The sequence below is a fragment of the Borrelia hispanica CRI genome, assembly GCF_000500065.1.
GTDB classification, from domain to species: Bacteria; Spirochaetota; Spirochaetia; order Borreliales; family Borreliaceae; genus Borrelia; species Borrelia hispanica.
Genome location: NZ_AYOU01000163.1, coordinates 109,362 through 126,814 on the forward strand (window position 1 = coordinate 109,362; position 17,453 = coordinate 126,814).

The following is a 17,453-nucleotide window of genomic DNA, read 5'->3' on the forward strand; positions in this document are numbered from 1 at the left end:
TTAAATAGTTTTTTGAAACTGTCTTGTAATAATATCTTGATTTGAGGAGTTATTATTAAATATAATAACTGCAATTTTGTCTTTATCGTCTGTTATTATCAAGTTGTTTTCTACGTTTTTGGAAGATATAAATATAAGTTGTAAGGCATTGTTTGTATAGTCTATTAGACAAAAATATTCTTTTCCTTCCTCATTTATAAGTTTTAGGGCGTTTTTATATGATATTTGTAAATTTGGACTAAATCCTATTATTTCAAATGTTCCTGAACTTGGTAAATTGTAAATTTTGTTATCTATTTCCCAAACAAAGGTTTTATCTTTATTAAATTGAATATTTCCATATTGTGTATTTGTTAAGTTTTCGTAAGAAGTTAATTTTTTTATAAGATTTTGATTTTGTCTTTCAGATTCAAGTATGATTTTTTCGATGTTTTGTTCAATTATAACGAAATTTGATTCAAGTTGGTTTTCTTTAACTTGAATGATTGCTTTGTAGTAATTTTGGTGTCTTTTTACTATCAGGATAAAGTCTTCCTTTGAGTTTTTGGATTTAAATAAAAAGCCGTTAGGTTTTACTTCCTCAACTATATCAAATTTAAAAATTAGGTTTAATTCGGGTATATTGATTTTTATTTTGTTTTGTTGAGTGAAAAATAATCCATATTCATTTTTTAGTAGATTGTTATTATAAGTGTTATTTGCAATCATTTTTTCATAATAAAGTGGTCTTAAATATTTTATGTTTTCAAATGTATTAATTACATTTTCTTGTGATGTTTGATCTAATGGATGTGTGAGTATTTTCCCAGGAATATTATCAAAAACTTCAAGTGCATAGTCAAAAACATAACCCTTATGACCATCTTTTGTTAATGCATATAGCCATTTTCCTTTAAGTGAACCTGCTTCTGTCGTTTCTCCAATATGTATTATTTTAAGTATGGTTTCTTTTGGTATCCTATGTATTATGTTTTCTCTGTAATTATCTGGAGATGTTCTTAAGGGTAAGAGATCTTTTTTGCTTATAGCATATTTATTTATATATGGTTGGATACTGTTCTGAAATTCTTCTGCTTCCTTTTTTGTTTGAAATTTTTCTATTGTGAATTTATGTACAATAAATTTTATTCCATTGTAATTTATTGTTGCTTTTTTTTCTTGATTAATGTTTTCTATTGTTACAAGAGATCCGTTTGGTAATTTTTCTCTATTATTTGAATTTAGGACAATACCATATTTGTCATTTTTATTAAAGCAAGATAAAAATAATAAATATAATAAAATATAGATTAGTTTTTTATTCATGTTAAAATTCCAGTATTTTTTATTGAACTTAAGATGTATTTTGTTATGCATGACCTTTATTATATAATAAAAACAATGAAGTTATTAATTCAAGTGTTTGGGCTAGTGCTGATTTTTAGTTGCTATAAGAGCAAACAAAGTGAAATTCAGAGTCTAACAAGTCTTTTAGAATCTTCAAATAAAAAAGGTCTAGATAGATTTCTTATCATTGATAGAATAGTTGATATTCATATGCACAATAAAGATTATGAAGATGCTTTGAGCTTTGTTAATAAAGGAATTGCTGATGATGAGAGTAAGGAATATTATCCTTTATATTTTTACTTGATGGGTAATATATATTCTTCTATTAAGGAAGATGAGATAGCTTTTACTTATTATAGATATATTGTTGATAATTTTGATGATTATATTTATGAGAATAGTTCTATAAAATTAGATATTGCAAAGAGAGTGATCAATTTAAATATTGATGCTATAGATAAAATAAATTATTATAAATTATTACTTAATGATAATTTTGAAAGTATGACTAATGCAGATAGAGGTAATTATTATTATAATCTTGCTTTAAGTTTAGAGGATGTTCAAAGTTATGATGAGGCTTATGTTTATTATAAAAAATTACTCTCGATACCAAGATCAGATTTAAAAATAGATTCAAGAGATTATTCTGCTGTTATGACTAAAATTAATTATTATGATAATCCAGATTTTGTAGTTTATAGAAATTTGAATGACTTGATTTCTGATGTTAAGAGATATATTTTTTCAGGAAATACTGCAAAATTATTAAGTATAAGAGATAAACATAATTTTTTTATTCAAAGTTGGGATCAAAGAGGTGGGAAAAGTAATTCGATTAATACTAACAGTTTTTTGACAACTATGATTAAGCTTAGTAGTAAACGAAAGAATGGTATACAGTTTGCAAAAACTTTTGAAGCAGATTCTAGTAATGATATATCTTATCTTGGATCTAGTGGTTGGGAACATATTTGGGAATGGTATTTTGTTTTTAAAAAAATTTCTTATCCAAAAGATCCAGAAATTAATGATGGTTGGGCTTGGATAGGTGTTTATTTAGGTAAAAAATAGGGAGATTTATGTGAATTTGCTTAATGGTCTTTTGAATTTTTTATTTTTGTTTTATTCTAATGTTTCTATCATAAATGACGTTTCATCTAGATCTAGCATAAAGAGAACAATTGATTGGGATGCTAAAATAGTTTATTTTGATATTATTAAACCAGTAGATGAAGATAGATTTGGCAGAGTCGGTATTGATTCTACTTCTAGATTAGTGTTTAGTGTTAATGACTTTAAGGATACTTTGATAAGAGAATCGCTTTTTGAAATAATAATTGATTCTGATTTTACTTTTAAAGACTATTTTGATTCTGATCCTCATTTAATATTATATTTTTCAGGACTTGATAGTATTTTGAAAAGGGGATATATGAAATATTCAGAAGATTTGAAAAATATTACCGTTAGGTATGAGCTTTGTATTTTCCCTGATTTTATAAATTTATTTTTAGGTCATAGTAAGCCTTATAAAGCTTTTTCTCCATTAATGAATACAACCGTTGAACAGTTTGTATATACCGGAATTATTATTTATGCGGGTGATGATTATAAATCTTCTTCTGGTTCTATTGTTAAATTAACCGATGCTTTTTTTGTTAAAATTTATGATGAAAATATTAAGCTTTATTTTGACAAAAGAATGGTTGATCCGGATGCCCTTAAAAAATGGGGTATGTTTGAATATACAAATGATATTTCTTATAAGAATAAAGATAGGATTGGAGACTATCCTTTAAGATTGATTGCTAAGGGGGTTTATGGCAAAAATCATTCAGATATTATACTTGATGATTATTCCATAAATAAGATCTTTTCAAATGAAAATAATATCAATCTTTTAAGAGAAGGTAAGTTCGTTATTATTAAATGATGGACTTTAAATTGAAATTTTAAGATATTATGTAATAAGGCTTGTCTTTTTTAGGATAATAAATTAACATGGTATAAGGGTTTATTACCGAAGAGAAATAGTGCCCTTATAGCTCGGGTGGTAGAGCATCACCATGGTAAGGTGGCGGTCGTCGGTTCAAATCCGATTGAGGGCTTTTGTATATTTAGGAGTGTTGTTATGGGAAAGAAGAAAGGCAAAGGGGCTGTTGGGCTTATAGCTTTAGTATGTGAAGAGACAGGAATTAGAAATTATACTACTACTAAGAATAGACGTAATACTCAAGAAAAATTGGAATTGATGAAATATTGTCCAAGTTTAAGGAAACATACTCTTCATAAAGAAGGCAAAATAAAGTGAAAAGTGATTTAAGTGATAGGTCAGTAGTTCAATGGTAGAACAGTGGTCTCCAAAACCACATGTTGGGGGTTCGATTCCCTTCTGACCTGTTATCTGTATTATTGTCAGAGAGAGGCTTTTAAATGTTTAAATTTTTTAAAGAAAGTGTTTTAGAACTTAAAAAAATAACATGGCCTAGGTATAATGAAGTAATAGGCAGTGGAAAACAGGTTTTTTGGTTGGTTGTTTTTATTTCTGTTTTTTTAGGTACGGTAGATTATATCATGTATCTTGTTATAACTTATATATTTTAAGGAAAGATTATGTCTAGGGCCTGGTATGTGCTACAAACTTTTTCTCAGTATGAGAAAAAAATAGAACAGGAAATAAAGCTTTTAATTAGTGAAGGTGTTTTTGGTAATAATGTCTTGGATGTTAAAGCTCCTATTGAGAGAGTAGAAGAGATAAGAAATGGAAAAAAACGTATACGTGAGAGAAAGATTTGGCCGGGATATATATTGATTGAATTGGATCTTCCCGATCAGGAGTGGAAAAGTACTGTAGCTAATATTATTAAAATATCAGGTGTTGTAAATTTTGTTGGTACTACTAAAGAACAAAAACCTCTTCCAATTAGTGATGAAGAGGTTAAGAGTGTCTTTATGCTTGCGGGAGAGATTAAAGCAGATAAATCTATTTTTATACTTTATGATTTTGAGGAAGGTGAGAGAGTAAGGATTAAGGGAGGCCCTTTTGATTCTTTTGAGGGTGTTATTGGATCTATTGATTATGAGAAGAAAAAATTGAAAGTTGCAGTCCAAATTTTTGGAAGGTCAACTCCTGTTGAAGTTGATTTTCAGCATATAGAAAAAATTTAGCAATCAGTTTATAAATGGGAGCTTTAAGAGCGTTATTTACCATAAGGAGTTTTTATGTCTAAGAAAAAAAAGGAAGTTGCTTGGGTTAAACTTCAAGTTCCAGCTGCTCAAGCTGCTCCAGGAGCCAAAATAGGACAGGCTCTTGGACCTCATGGTGTTAGTGGTCCTCAATTTGTTAAGGAATTTAATGAAAGAACTGCTAAAATGGAACCAGGAATTGTTGTTCCTGTTATTATTACTGTTTATAGTGATAAGAGTTTTTCATTTGTTGTTAAGACTCCACCAGCTTCAGTTTTAATTAAAAAAGCTGTTGGCATAGAAGCAGGTTCTAAAAAATCAAATACAGATAAGGTTGGGGTTATATCAAAAGAAAAAATAATGGAAATTGCAAAGATTAAGATGCCCGATTTGAATGCAAAAACGGAGCAAGCTGCATTTAAAATTATTGCAGGAAGTGCTAGATCTATGGGTGTTGAGGTGGAAAAATAATGGCTAAGAGTGGAAAAAAATATATTCAAGCTCTCTCTAAGGTAGATAAGCTTAGAGCTTATGATATTGATGATGCAATATCTTTATTAAAAGAAATTAAATTTGTTAAATTTGATGAGACTATAGATGTATCTGTTAATCTTAATTTAAAGAAAAATCATACGGTTAGAGAGACACTTGTGTTACCGCATCAATTTATGAGAGAGAAGAGAATACTTGTTTTTGCAAAAGGTGAGAAAGCAGAAGAGGCACGAGAATTTGGTGCTGCTTATGTTGGAGATGATGATCTTATTAATAAGATTAAGGGTGGTTTTAGTGATTTTGATGTTGTTGTTGCAACGCCTGATATGATGAAAGATGTTGGAAAGCTTGGTCCGATTTTAGGAAAGAGGGGATTGATGCCAAATCCAAAGACACAAACAATTACAAATGATTTGAAAGCTACAATAGCTAGTCTTAAGAGGGGACGTACAGAGTTTAGAGCAAATAAGAATGGTGTAATTAATTTTTCTGTTGGTAAATCTTCTATGGATAGTAAGAAGATAAGGGAAAATTATGATGAGTTTATTAAAGAATTACTTAAAAGACGGCCAAGTGATTTAAAGGGTACTTTTGTTGATAGTGTTTATGTTTCATCTACGATGGGACCTTCTGTAAAGATTGATTTTGTTTAGGAGCTGAATTATGGATAAAAAGATAAATCCTAAAAAGGTTGAAATGTTTAATTCGTTAAAAGAGTTTTTAGATGGTAAGGATAATATTTTTTTCTTAGATTACAGAGGATTAACGGTAGCAGAACTTACTAAGTTAAGAAGTAGGGTTGAGGATGAAAAGGGTGCTTTAAAAGTTGTTAAGAACAATATAATGAAAAGAGTGTTAAAAGATAAAGATATTGAAGGTCTTGATTCTTATCTTTTAGGTCCAACAGCTGTTGTTACTGCTTTTGATGAAGCCAATGTTATTGCAAAAATTTTTTATGAGTTTGTCAAAACTACTACTTTAAAGGTTAAAGGAGGTTTTGTTTTAGGAGAAGTTTATGATGAGTCTAAACTTAGTGCCTATAGTAAACTTCCTACTAAGATTGAATCTATTTCTTTGTTTATGAGTGTGCTTAAAGCACCAATGTCAAAACTTGTAAGAACGTTAAAGGCTTTGTCTGATATTAAAGTTTAAAAAAAAACAGTGTTAGTCTTAATAGGGTGCATGCTATCACTGTTTAAAATAATATGAAAGGAGTTAAGTTAATATGGCACTAAATAAAGAAGATATTTTAACATGGCTTGAAGAAGCTAAAACATCTGAAGTTGTTGAGCTTGTAACAGCTATTGAAGAAAAGTTTGGGGTTACTGCTGCTGCTGTTGCAGTTGCTGCTGGCCCTGGTCCTGCTGCTGGTGGTGTTGAGGAACAGACAGAATTTGATGTGATGCTTGTATCTTTTGGAGATAGTAAGATAAACGTTATTAAAGAAGTAAGAGCTATTACTGGACTTGGACTTGGAGAGGCTAAAGCCTTAGTTGAATCTGCTCCTAAGGCAGTTAAGGAAGGTGTTTCAAAATCAGATGCTGAGGAAATAAAGAAGAAACTAGAAGCAGTTGGTGCAAAAGTTGAAATTAAGTAAAGCATAAAAATATGCCAAATTTTTTATTCCACATGTCGTTTAAGTGGCATGTGGTTTATTGTGTCTTAAAAAAGGAGTCTTTTAATGATAAAAAGGGTTCATCTAGGACAAGGAAAAGCCGAAGAAATCTTAAACTTACCTAACCTAATAGAAATACAATTGAATTCTTATGAAAAATTTTTGCAACTTGAGAGATTAAAAAATAATAAACCTTTGCTCAATGAGGGCCTTGAATCTGTATTTAGAGATGTTTTTCCTATGAAAAGTAGCAATGGTGAGGTTGCTCTTGAATATGAGAAATATTATATTGAATATGATTCTATTAGCTTTACTGAGAAAGAGTGTAAAAGAAAGGGGCAAAGTTATGAGGCTGTTTTAAAGATAAGATTAAACTTACAGTTTCTAACAACAGGAGAGATAAGACAAAAAGATGTTTATATGGGAACTATTCCTTTAATGACAGATAGAGGAACTTTTATCGTTAATGGTGCAGAAAGAGTCATTGTCTCACAAATTCATAGATCTCCGGGGGTTGTTTTTTATAAGGAAAAAGATTTATATTATGCTCGTATTATTCCTTATCGTGGTTCTTGGCTGGAATTTGAGATTGACTCAAAGAAAGATTACCTTTATGTTAAGATAGACAGAAAAAAAAGAATATTAGTTACTCTTTTCTTAAGAGCTTTAGGTCTTGATACTAGAGAAAAAATAATAGAGACTTTTTATAATATTAGAAGAATTGAAGTAAATGATGATACTAAAAGAGAGATTACAGGACAGTATTTAGCTACAAACATTACTATAAAAGAAAATATGACTTATCGGGCAGGTGATAAGATAACTTTGCAAGATATTGAAGACTTTTTGCAAAATGGAGTTAAAGAGATAAACCTGATTGATTTTGATGGGTATGATAATGTTCCTGGAAAACATTTCATTAGTTCCGATGTTATTTTAAATTGTTTTGAAAAAGAAGATGCTTATTTTGCTTTAAAAGATGGATTTAAAGAGCTTTCACGAGAATCCGTGATGCTTGCAGTTTATAGTGTACTTTTGCCTGGTGAACCAATATCGATTGACAATGCTGAGAATGATTTAAGGACTGTGTTTTTTTCAGAAAAAAGATATGATTTGGGTCATGTAGGAAGATATAAACTTTCTAAGAAGTTTGGTCTTGATGATCTTACGACATCAGTTCTTACTATGACAGATATAGTAAATACTATATCTCATCTTTTAAGAATATATGATGGGCATGATGTTCTTGATGATATAGATCATCTTGGAAATAGAAGAGTGCGTTCTGTTGGTGAGTTGCTTACAAACATATATAAAGGTGCAATGTCAAGAGTGGAAAAAATTGCAAAGGACAGAATGTCTAATAAGGAAGTATTCAATCTGAAACCTCAAGAATTAATTAGCGTTAAGCCCGTTGTTTCTGCTGTTAAAGAATTTTTTGCAACCAGTCAGCTTTCTCAATTTATGGATCAGGTTAATCCTTTAGCCGAACTTACTCATAAGAGACGTCTTAATGCTTTGGGTCCGGGTGGACTTTCAAGAGATCGAGCAGGTTTTGAAGTAAGAGATGTACATTATACTCATTATGGTAGGATGTGTCCTATTGAAACTCCTGAGGGCCCAAATATTGGACTTATTGTTTCTTTAGCTACTTATTCAAAAGTAAATGATTATGGTTTCTTAGAAACTCCTTATAGGAAGGTGATTGATGGTAAAGTAACTGATGATATTGAATATTTGTCTGCCATTGATGAGGAAAAAAAATGTATTGCGCAGGCAAATGCTTCTGTTAGTTCTGATGGTAATTATACTGATGATTTGGTTTCTGTTAGAATTTCTGGTGATTATACTACAATGATGCCTAAAAATATCGATTACATGGATGTTTCGCCTAGACAATTAATATCTGTCTCTTCGGCATTAATACCTTTTCTTGAACATAATGATGCAAATCGTGCTCTTATGGGTTCGAATATGCAACGTCAGGCAGTTCCTTTATTATTTCCACAACCACCTATTGTTGGTACAGGTATGGAAAGAATAGTTGCAAAAGACTCTGGTGTTGTTATTAAAGCAAAAAGACCTGGTAGGGTTGTCTTAGCAACAAACAAAAAGATAGTTATTAGACCTGATAATGGAACTTCTGAACAAGATTTAGATGAATATGAACTTTATAAATATGAGAGAACAAATCAGGATACTTCTTTCAATCATTCAGTTTTGGTACAAAATGGCCAAATTGTTAATAAGGATGAGATAATAGCAGATGGTCCTGCTACTAGATATGGAGAATTGGCGCTTGGTAATAATTTATTAGTTGGTTTTATTCCGTGGAATGGATTTAATTATGAGGATGCTATTTTAATTTCTGAGAGGATTGTAAAGGAAGATCTTTATACTTCAATTCATATTAAAGAATTTAGCATTGAAGTAAGAGAGACTAAGCTTGGGCCTGAAAAAGTTACGGCTGATATTCCTAATGTTAGTGGAAAGATATTGAGTAAACTTGATGAAAACGGGATTGTGAGGATAGGGACTTATGTAAAACCAGGTGATATTTTAATTGGTAAAGTTACTCCAAAATCAGAAGGAGATATTACTCCTGAATTTAAACTTTTAACTTCTATATTTGGTGAGAAAGCAAAGGACGTTAAGAATAATTCATTAAAAGTTCCTCATGGTACTGAGGGAACTGTAATTGATGTTCAAAGAATTACTAAAGATGATGTTGGGAATCTGCCACCTGGTGTGGATGAAATATTAAAGGTTTATATTGCCAAAAAAAGAAAACTTAAAGAAGGTGATAAAATGGCAGGAAGACATGGAAATAAGGGTGTAGTTGCAAAGATTCTTCCTGTTGAAGATATGCCATATCTTGCAGATGGAACCCCTCTTGATATATGCTTAAATCCTTTGGGAGTACCATCTCGTATGAATATTGGACAATTGATGGAATCTCAACTTGGTCTTGCTGGCAAGTATCTTGGTGAATATTATGATGTTCCTGTTTTTGAGTCTGCTACAAATGAATGTATTCAAGAAAAGTTAAAAAAAGCTGGATTTAATGAGACATCAAAGGCAATCTTGTATGATGGATATACAGGTGAACCATTTGAAAATGAAGTTATGGTTGGAGTTATATATATGTTGAAGCTTCATCATCTTGTTGATGATAAGATGCATGCAAGGTCTACAGGACCTTATTCACTTGTATCTCAACAACCTCTTGGAGGAAAAGCTCAATTTGGTGGACAAAGACTTGGAGAGATGGAAGTTTGGGCTCTTGAAGCTTATGGAGCTGCACATACTTTGCAAGAATTATTAACAGTAAAGTCAGATGATATGTCAGGAAGAGTTAAGATATATGAAAATATTGTTAAGGGTATTCCTACTAATGTATCTGGAATTCCTGAATCTTTCAATGTTTTGATGCAGGAACTAAGAGGTCTTGGTTTTGATTTGTCTATTTATGATGATAATGGAAATCAAATTCCTTTAACAGAAAAGGAAGAGGAATTAATTAATAAGACTTAGGTTTTGAGGATTTTATGAAAGAGATAAAAGATTTTGAAAAGATAAGAATAAAAATAGCATCTCCTGACCAAATTAGAAGTTGGTCTTATGGGGAAGTTAAGAAGTCTGAAACTATTAATTATAGAACTTTAAGACCTGAGAAAGATGGTCTTTTTTGTGAGAGAATTTTTGGTACAACTAAGGAATGGGAATGCTATTGTGGAAAATTTAAGTCAATAAGATATAAAGGTATTATTTGTGATCGTTGTAATGTTGAAGTGACTCATTTTAAGGTGCGACGTGAAAGAATGGGACATATTGAACTATCAGCTCCTGTTGCTCATATTTGGTATTATAAATATATTCCTTCTAGAATTGGTCTTTTACTTGATATTACAGCTTCTAATTTAAATTCTATTCTTTATTATGAGAAATATATTGTAATTGAGCCAGGTGATACTGACCTTAAAAAAATGCAACTTTTAAATGAAGATGAATATTCTGAAGCAAAAGAAAGATATGGAATGTCTTTTAGCGCTTCAATGGGTGCTGAAGCAATTAAAACTCTACTTGAAAATCTTGATCTTGATGAGCTTTCATCTAAGCTTAGGCTTCAGATGATTGATAAAGACGACAAAACGGATAAAAAACTTTTAAGACGTCTTGAAATTATTGAAAATTTTAAGGTTTCTGGCAATAAACCAGAATGGATGATTATGGATGTTCTTCCTGTTATTCCGCCAGAAATTAGACCTATGGTGCAACTTGATGGTGGAAGATTTGCAACTTCTGATCTAAATGATCTCTACAGAAGGGTAATAAATAGAAATAATCGATTAAGAAAGCTTTTACTTCTTAATGCTCCTGAGATTATTGTTAGAAATGAAAAAAGAATGCTTCAAGAATCAGTTGACTCTCTTTTTGATAATTCTCATAAGAGAAAGGTTGTTAAGGGCACGTCTAATAGACCCCTTAAATCTTTATCTGATGCGTTAAAAGGTAAGCAAGGTAGATTTAGACAAAACCTTCTTGGAAAGAGAGTTGATTATTCTGGTCGTTCTGTTATTGTTGTTGGGCCTGAACTTAAGCTTCATCAGTGTGGTATTCCTGCAAAGATGGCCCTTGAGCTTTTTAAACCATTTGTGATTAGAAAATTAATTGAGAGTGAAGCCGTATTTAATATAAAAAGAGCTAAAAGTTTAATTGAACAAGAAGTAGATGAAGTATGGCAAATTTTGGATAATGTTATTAAAGAGCATCCTGTGCTTTTAAATAGAGCTCCAACCCTTCACAGGTTGGGAATACAAGCTTTTGAACCAGTTTTGGTTGAAGGAAAGGCTATTAAATTACATCCCCTTGTTTGTCATGCATATAATGCCGATTTTGATGGTGATCAAATGGCTGTTCATGTTCCTTTAACTCCTGCTGCACAGGCTGAGAGTTGGGCTTTGATGTTGTCAACTAATAATTTGTTAAATCCTGCAAATGGACATCCTATAGTATTTCCATCTCAAGATATTGTGTTAGGTCTTTATTACTTAACTATGGAAAGAAAGAATGTTATTGGAGAAGGGCGTAAATTTTCTAACTTTAATCATGTTCTTCTTGCAATTAATAATAAAAGTTTAGATTATAATGCAAAAATTTATGTAAAGGTTGGTGGAGAATATATAAAGACTACGGCAGGACGTGTTGTATTTAGTGAAGCTTTGCCAGGAAAAATTTCATTTGTAAATAAAACCCTTAGTGACTATGAATTGCAAACTTTAATTTCTGAGGTTTATGTTATTTATGGGTCTTCTATTGTAATTGAAATGTTGGATATTATTAAAGAGCTTGGATTTAAGTATGCTACTAAATTTGGATGTACAATAAGTATGAGTGATATTATTGTTCCTCAAGAGAAAAAGGTGTATGTAGAGAAGGCTAATAGAGAGATTGCAAAAATTCAGAATGATTATACTAAAGGTGTTATTACTGGAGAAGAGAGATATAATAACGTTGTTTCTGTGTGGTCAAAAACAAATGAAGAGCTTACTAATAAAATGATGGAGATTCTTAAAAAGGATAGAGATGGCTTTAATGTGATTTATATGATGGCTGATTCTGGTGCTCGTGGAAGTAGAAATCAGATACGGCAGCTTGCTGGAATGCGAGGATTAATGGCTAAAACATCGGGTGACATTATTGAACTTCCAATTATCTCTAACTTTAAAGAGGGATTGTCTGTTATTGAATTCTTTATATCTACAAATGGTGCAAGAAAGGGACTTGCAGATACTGCTCTTAAGACAGCAGATGCTGGGTATTTAACACGAAGATTGGTAGATATTGCACAAGACGTTGTTGTTAGGATAGAAGATTGCGGTACTATTAATGGTATAAAAGTTGAAGCTTTAAAAAATGGTGAGGAAATAATTGAGCCTTTACGAGAAAAGGCTGTTGGAAGTTATTCTATTGAACGAATAAAAAGTCCTATTACTGGAGAGATTATTTTAGATGTAAATGAAGAGATTACAGAAGCCAAGATAAAATTGTTAGAAACAGTTGGTATTGATAGACTTGTTATTAGATCTGTTTTAACTTGTGAAGCTGAGCATGGGGTTTGCCAAAAGTGTTATGGACGGGATTTTTCAAATAATAAACCTGTTAGCATTGGAGAAGCTGTTGGAATAATAGCAGCACAGTCAATAGGTCAGCCAGGAACACAGCTTACTATGAGAACTTTCCATATTGGAGGAGTTGCACAAGCTGGTAGTGAAGATGATAAGATTGCTCTTAAGAATGCTTTTATTCTAAATGGACTTGAAGGTTTTAATGTTCAAGTTGATGGAGGGTTGCTTTTTACAAGGAAGGGAGTCTTAAGGGTAATAAATGTGATTTATGAGGAGAGTATTAAGAAAATTAAGAAACTTAAGGTCTCAGATTCTCAAAAAGTAATTAAGGGAATGTCTTTATTTATTGATAAAAATGGAATTGAAATATTATCATCTCATATTGGTTACATTAAGATTAAAGATAACAAGTTGATGATTGTCTCTGAAGAACAAGAAATTTCGCTAAAGGTTGGTACAAGACTTGAAATAAATGTTGGGGATTATGTTGAGGCTGGACGTGTAATTGGGACATTTGATCCATTTGCAGAACCAATTATTGCTGAAGTTAAAGGAAAAATTAAATTTAAAGATATTATTTTAGGAACAACTCTTAAAGAAGAGATTAATCTTGAAACAGGAAATATTGAAAAGAGAATTACAGATCAAGTTTTTGAATCTCTTGATCCTAGAATTTTAATTATTAATGATAGAGGTGTTGAAATTGCATCTTATGTATTACCTGGAGATGCTTATCTTCAAGTTGAAGATGGGCAAGATATTGATATAGGAGATATTATCGCAAAGCTTTCTAAAGGATCTGAGAAAACACAAGATATTACAGGTGGTCTTCCTAGAGTTAATGATTTATTTGAAACAAGGATTCCTAAAAACTTAACTGAAATGGCTAAAGTAAGTGGAGTTGTTCAATTTAAGGCAATTCAAAAAGGTAAAAGACTTATTAATGTTATAGATGAATATGGAGTTGAACATAAGCATTATATTCCTGCTGGAAAACATCTCTTAGTAAGAGATGGGGATATTGTTAGAGCTGGAGATATGCTTTGTGATGGAAGAATTAATCCTCATGATGTTCTTGAAATTCTTGGTGGAATTAGTTTGCAAGAATTTTTATTAGCAGAAATTCAAGATGTTTATCGAAAGCAAGGTGTAAGTATTAATGATAAGCATATTGGTGTTATTATTAAGCAGATGATGAAAAAAGTTAAAATTGTTTCTGTGGGTGATACTAATTTTGTTTATAATCAAAAGGTCGATAAGCATGCTTTTTATGAGCAAAATAAAAGGGTTATTGAGCAAGGTGGTGAACCCGCAGTAGCTAGTCCAATTCTTATTGGTATAACTAAAGCATCTCTTAATATTGATTCATTTATTTCAGCTGCTTCTTTCCAGGAAACAACTAAAGTCTTAACAGATGCGTCAATTGCTGGTAGTGTTGATGATCTAAGAGGTCTTAAGGAAAATGTTGTTATTGGTCATTTAATTCCTACAGGAACGGGGATGAATTTATATAAAAGGGTCAAAGTGAGAGAAAATTCAAATTCAGAAGTCTAGCTTGAAAATAAATTTTATATTTGATACCATTTACTGGTAAAATCAGGAAAAAGGGAGCATAGATGCCTACAATTAATCAACTAATTAGGAAGCCAAGAAAAAGTCAAAAAGAAAAGACAGCATCTCCTGCGCTTCAAAATTGTCCTCAAAAGAGAGGAATTTGTACTCGTGTAATGACAGTTACGCCTAAGAAACCTAATTCAGCTTTAAGAAAAGTAGCTCGTGTTAGACTTTCAAATGGATTTGAGGTAACAGCTTATATTCCAGGGATTGGTCATAATTTGCAGGAGCATTCAGTTGTTCTAATTAGGGGTGGACGAGTTAAAGATTTGCCGGGTGTTAGATATCATATCATTAGAGGGGCTAAAGATACTCTTGGTGTTAATAATAGAAAACAAGGTCGTTCTAAGTATGGAACTAAGAAACCAAAGGCATAAGAGGTGTAAATTGTATGTCAAGAAAGAGTAAAAAAATTAAGAAAAAGGTCTTTAAAGATTCGAAGTATGATTCTCAGGCAATTGCTAAATTTGTAAATAGAATGATGTACGATGGGAAAAAGTTTATTAGTGAATCTATAGTTTATAATTCAATTGATATGCTTGCAGAAAAACTTGAAGAGGTTGATAAGGTTGCTGCTTTCAATAAGGCTTTAGATAATGTTAAACCATTAGTAGAGGTGCGCAGTAGGAGAGTTGGTGGTGCTACTTATCAAGTTCCAGTTGAAGTTAGAGAGGAGAGACGTGAGGCTTTGGCAATGAAATGGATTATATCAGCTGCCAGAAAAGCCAGTGGAAAATCAATGCAAGAAAAATTAGCAAATGAACTTTTTAATTCTTATAATTCAACAGGTGCTGCTTTTAAAAAGAGGGAAGATACTCATAGAATGGCAGAAGCAAACAGAGCTTTCACACATTATAGATGGTAATATAGTAGTAGGTTTAGTTTTTATATATTTTTATGTTGTGGACTTATGTGATCTTAAGTAGAGTTAAGTGGAGGTTTGTGTATGCCATGGTTAATAAAGATTGTTTTGCTTTGCTTCATCTTAAGTTGTTCAGATTCACAAGATAAGGTTTCATTTTCTAACACTGTTTCTGTCATTGTTGATGGTACTTTTGATGATAGAGGATTTAATGAAAATTCTTCCAAGGCAATGACTCAGATTCAAGAAGAATTTAAGGTGAATATGATTCAAAAGGAATCTAAAGCTTCTGATTATTTGTCTGATATTGGAAGTTTAGAAGAGAGTGGTTCTGATTTGATCTGGGGAGTTGGTTTTAAGTTTTCAGATGTATTTTTACGTAAATCTCTTGAGAATGCTAATGTAAATTATGGCATTATTGAGGGTTCTTACTTGGAAGATGTCAAATTGCCACAAAATTTAGTAAATATAAATTTTAGATCGGAAGAAGGAGCATTTTTGGTTGGATACCTTGCGGCTAAAATATCTAAGACAGGTAAAATTGGATTTTTAGGTGGAATAGAGGGTGTTGTTCTTAATGCATTTAGGTATGGATATGAAGCTGGTGCTAAGTACGCAAATAAAGATATTGAGTTAATTTCTCAATATATAGGAACATTCTCTGATCTATCTCTTGGACGTTCAATTGCAAGTAAAATGTATTCGTCTGGAGTTGATATTATATTTGCAGCAGCAGGTCTCTCAGGACTTGGTGCTATTGAGGTTTCAAAAGAACTTGGAGATGGGCATTATATTATTGGTGTTGACCAAAATCAGTCTTATCTTGCTCCTGATAATGTGCTTGTGTCTTACGTTAAGCGCATTGATATAGTTATTTTCGATTTGACAAAATCTTATTTAAAGTTTGATAATTGGCGTGGAGGTAATTTGGAGTTTGGACTTAAGGATGGCGCACTTGATTTGATTTTTAATGAAACAATAGATTTAGATTTAATTAGGAACCCAGGTTTTCTCTTAGAGATTAAAGAAAAAATAATTAATAATGAGATTACAGTTCCTAAAGATGAAAAATCTTATAATTATTTTATTAGTAACCATTTACATACAAGATGATATGGAATTAGAGGTTTTACTTTATGAATAAATTTATGGTATTGATTTGTGTGATATTCATTTTCTTAGGATGCAGTAGAAAGGCATCTATTTTGGGAACTTCAGGGAAGGCATTAATTTCTTTGATAGTTGATGGTACTTTTGATGATAAATCATTTGGTGAGGATGCTTGGAGAGGTGCTAAAGTTTTAGAAGATGAATTTGGAGTTGAAATTGTTGGAAGAGCTTCAACAAGTAGTGCTTATGCTGGTGATTTAGAGAGCTTTAAAGATAAAGGTTCTGACATTATTTGGGGAGTTGGTTTTAGACTTCAAGAGTCTATTGAACATGCTGCTTTATTGAATAGGGATATTAGTTATGGATCTGTTGATGTTATTTATGAAGATGATACTACTATTCCTGATAATTTGCTTGGCCTTTCCTTTAAAGTTGAAGAGGCTTCATTTTTAGCTGGGTATCTTGCGGCTAAAATGTCTAAGACAGGTAAAATTGGATTTTTAGGTGGAATGGAGGGCATGGTTATTAATGCATTTAGATATGGATATGAAGCTGGTGCTAAATATGCAAATAAAGATGTTGAATTAATTTCTCAATATGTGGGATCTTTTGTAGATTTGTCTTTAGCAAGGACTATTGCTTTAAAAATGTACAAAGATGATGTTGATATCATATTTGTGGCAGCAGGGCTTGCAGGACTTGGTGCTATTGAGGTTTCAAAAGAACTTGGAAATGGGTATTATATTATTGGCGTAGATCAAGATCAGTCTTATCTTGCTCCTGGTAATGTATTGACGTCAGTTATTAAGAATGTTGGGAATTCGATTTATGAAATAACAAAGGATTATTTAAATACGAATAGTTTTAATGGTGGTAAGTTACTAAAATTGGGCCTTAAAGATAAGGCTGTTAGTATTGTTAAAAATGGTTTTAAAATTACAGATGAACTTAAATCTGAAATTCAAATTATAGAGAATAAGATAATTAATAGCGATATTATAGTTCCAAATAATTTTGATAAATATAATAATTTTTTAAATATTCATATTTATTAAATCAATTCTTTTTTTAGAGAGATATATTAATTTTATTAATATGTTAATACATAGTCTAT

Annotated in this window: 16 protein-coding genes and 2 tRNA genes; 17 read left to right on the forward strand and 1 reads right to left on the reverse strand. The window is 31.3% G+C overall.

Annotated elements, in window-relative coordinates; all coding sequences use genetic code 11:
* Positions 1-1,305, reverse strand: coding sequence for a hypothetical protein (locus U880_RS0107460; protein WP_235048043.1), 1,305 nt, complete (start codon positions 1,303-1,305; stop codon positions 1-3).
* 75 nt (positions 1,306-1,380) lie between these two features.
* Here U880_RS0107460 and U880_RS0107465 point away from each other — a divergent pair, with 75 nt between their 5' ends.
* The 17 genes from U880_RS0107465 to U880_RS0107545 all read left to right on the forward strand — a co-directional run bounded on the left by U880_RS0107465 (position 1,381) and on the right by U880_RS0107545 (position 17,394).
* Positions 1,381-2,403 carry a tetratricopeptide repeat protein gene (locus U880_RS0107465; RefSeq protein ID WP_024655415.1) on the forward strand — a complete coding sequence of 341 codons (1,023 nt, stop codon included), beginning with the start codon at positions 1,381-1,383 and terminating at the stop codon, positions 2,401-2,403.
* A gap of 10 nt (positions 2,404-2,413) precedes the next feature.
* Complete coding sequence (locus U880_RS0107470) at positions 2,414-3,265, forward strand: hypothetical protein (RefSeq protein ID WP_024655416.1); 852 nt, start codon at positions 2,414-2,416, stop codon at positions 3,263-3,265.
* 102 nt (positions 3,266-3,367) lie between these two features.
* Positions 3,368-3,440: transfer RNA gene (locus U880_RS0107475), tRNA-Thr, on the forward strand.
* A gap of 23 nt (positions 3,441-3,463) precedes the next feature.
* A complete protein-coding gene (gene rpmG / locus U880_RS0107480; protein WP_012538153.1) occupies positions 3,464-3,643 on the forward strand; it encodes a 50S ribosomal protein L33 in 180 nt (59 codons plus the stop codon).
* Between the two features lie 17 nt (positions 3,644-3,660).
* Positions 3,661-3,732, forward strand: a tRNA-Trp gene (locus U880_RS0107485).
* A gap of 33 nt (positions 3,733-3,765) precedes the next feature.
* Positions 3,766-3,936: a preprotein translocase subunit SecE gene (secE, locus tag U880_RS0107490; RefSeq protein ID WP_024655417.1), complete on the forward strand. Its 171-nt coding sequence runs from the start codon at positions 3,766-3,768 to the stop codon at positions 3,934-3,936.
* A 9-nt stretch (positions 3,937-3,945) separates the two neighbouring features.
* A complete protein-coding gene (nusG, locus tag U880_RS0107495; protein WP_024655418.1) occupies positions 3,946-4,500 on the forward strand; it encodes a transcription termination/antitermination protein NusG in 555 nt (184 codons plus the stop codon).
* A gap of 54 nt (positions 4,501-4,554) precedes the next feature.
* Positions 4,555-4,989, forward strand: a complete 435-nt coding sequence (gene rplK / locus U880_RS0107500; protein WP_024655419.1) for a 50S ribosomal protein L11 — start codon at positions 4,555-4,557, stop codon at positions 4,987-4,989.
* Entirely contained in the window at positions 4,989-5,663 is a 675-nt protein-coding gene (gene rplA / locus U880_RS0107505; protein ID WP_024655420.1) for a 50S ribosomal protein L1, read from the forward strand. The genes rplK and rplA overlap by 1 nt, the downstream gene beginning before the upstream one ends.
* A gap of 10 nt (positions 5,664-5,673) precedes the next feature.
* A complete protein-coding gene (gene rplJ, locus U880_RS0107510; protein WP_012538868.1) occupies positions 5,674-6,162 on the forward strand; it encodes a 50S ribosomal protein L10 in 489 nt (162 codons plus the stop codon).
* Positions 6,163-6,235: 73 nt separating this feature from the next.
* On the forward strand, positions 6,236-6,607 hold the full coding sequence (rplL, locus tag U880_RS0107515) for a 50S ribosomal protein L7/L12 (protein ID WP_024655421.1): 372 nt from the start codon (positions 6,236-6,238) through the stop codon (positions 6,605-6,607).
* 84 nt (positions 6,608-6,691) lie between these two features.
* On the forward strand, positions 6,692-10,159 hold the full coding sequence (gene rpoB, locus U880_RS0107520) for a DNA-directed RNA polymerase subunit beta (RefSeq protein WP_024655422.1): 3,468 nt from the start codon (positions 6,692-6,694) through the stop codon (positions 10,157-10,159).
* Positions 10,160-10,173: 14 nt separating this feature from the next.
* Positions 10,174-14,307 (forward strand): DNA-directed RNA polymerase subunit beta', encoded by a 4,134-nt coding sequence (gene rpoC / locus U880_RS0107525; RefSeq protein WP_024655423.1) that lies wholly within the window; start codon positions 10,174-10,176, stop codon positions 14,305-14,307.
* Positions 14,308-14,369: 62 nt separating this feature from the next.
* A complete protein-coding gene (gene rpsL / locus U880_RS0107530) occupies positions 14,370-14,744 on the forward strand; it encodes a 30S ribosomal protein S12 (RefSeq protein WP_024655424.1) in 375 nt (124 codons plus the stop codon).
* A 14-nt stretch (positions 14,745-14,758) separates the two neighbouring features.
* Positions 14,759-15,232 carry a 30S ribosomal protein S7 gene (rpsG, locus tag U880_RS0107535; protein WP_024655425.1) on the forward strand — a complete coding sequence of 158 codons (474 nt, stop codon included), beginning with the start codon at positions 14,759-14,761 and terminating at the stop codon, positions 15,230-15,232.
* An 81-nt stretch (positions 15,233-15,313) separates the two neighbouring features.
* Positions 15,314-16,342 carry a BMP family lipoprotein gene (locus tag U880_RS0107540; RefSeq protein ID WP_024655426.1) on the forward strand — a complete coding sequence of 343 codons (1,029 nt, stop codon included), beginning with the start codon at positions 15,314-15,316 and terminating at the stop codon, positions 16,340-16,342.
* Between the two features lie 23 nt (positions 16,343-16,365).
* Entirely contained in the window at positions 16,366-17,394 is a 1,029-nt protein-coding gene (locus U880_RS0107545; protein ID WP_024655427.1) for a BMP family ABC transporter substrate-binding protein, read from the forward strand.
* The last annotated feature ends 59 nt before the right edge of the window (positions 17,395-17,453 follow it).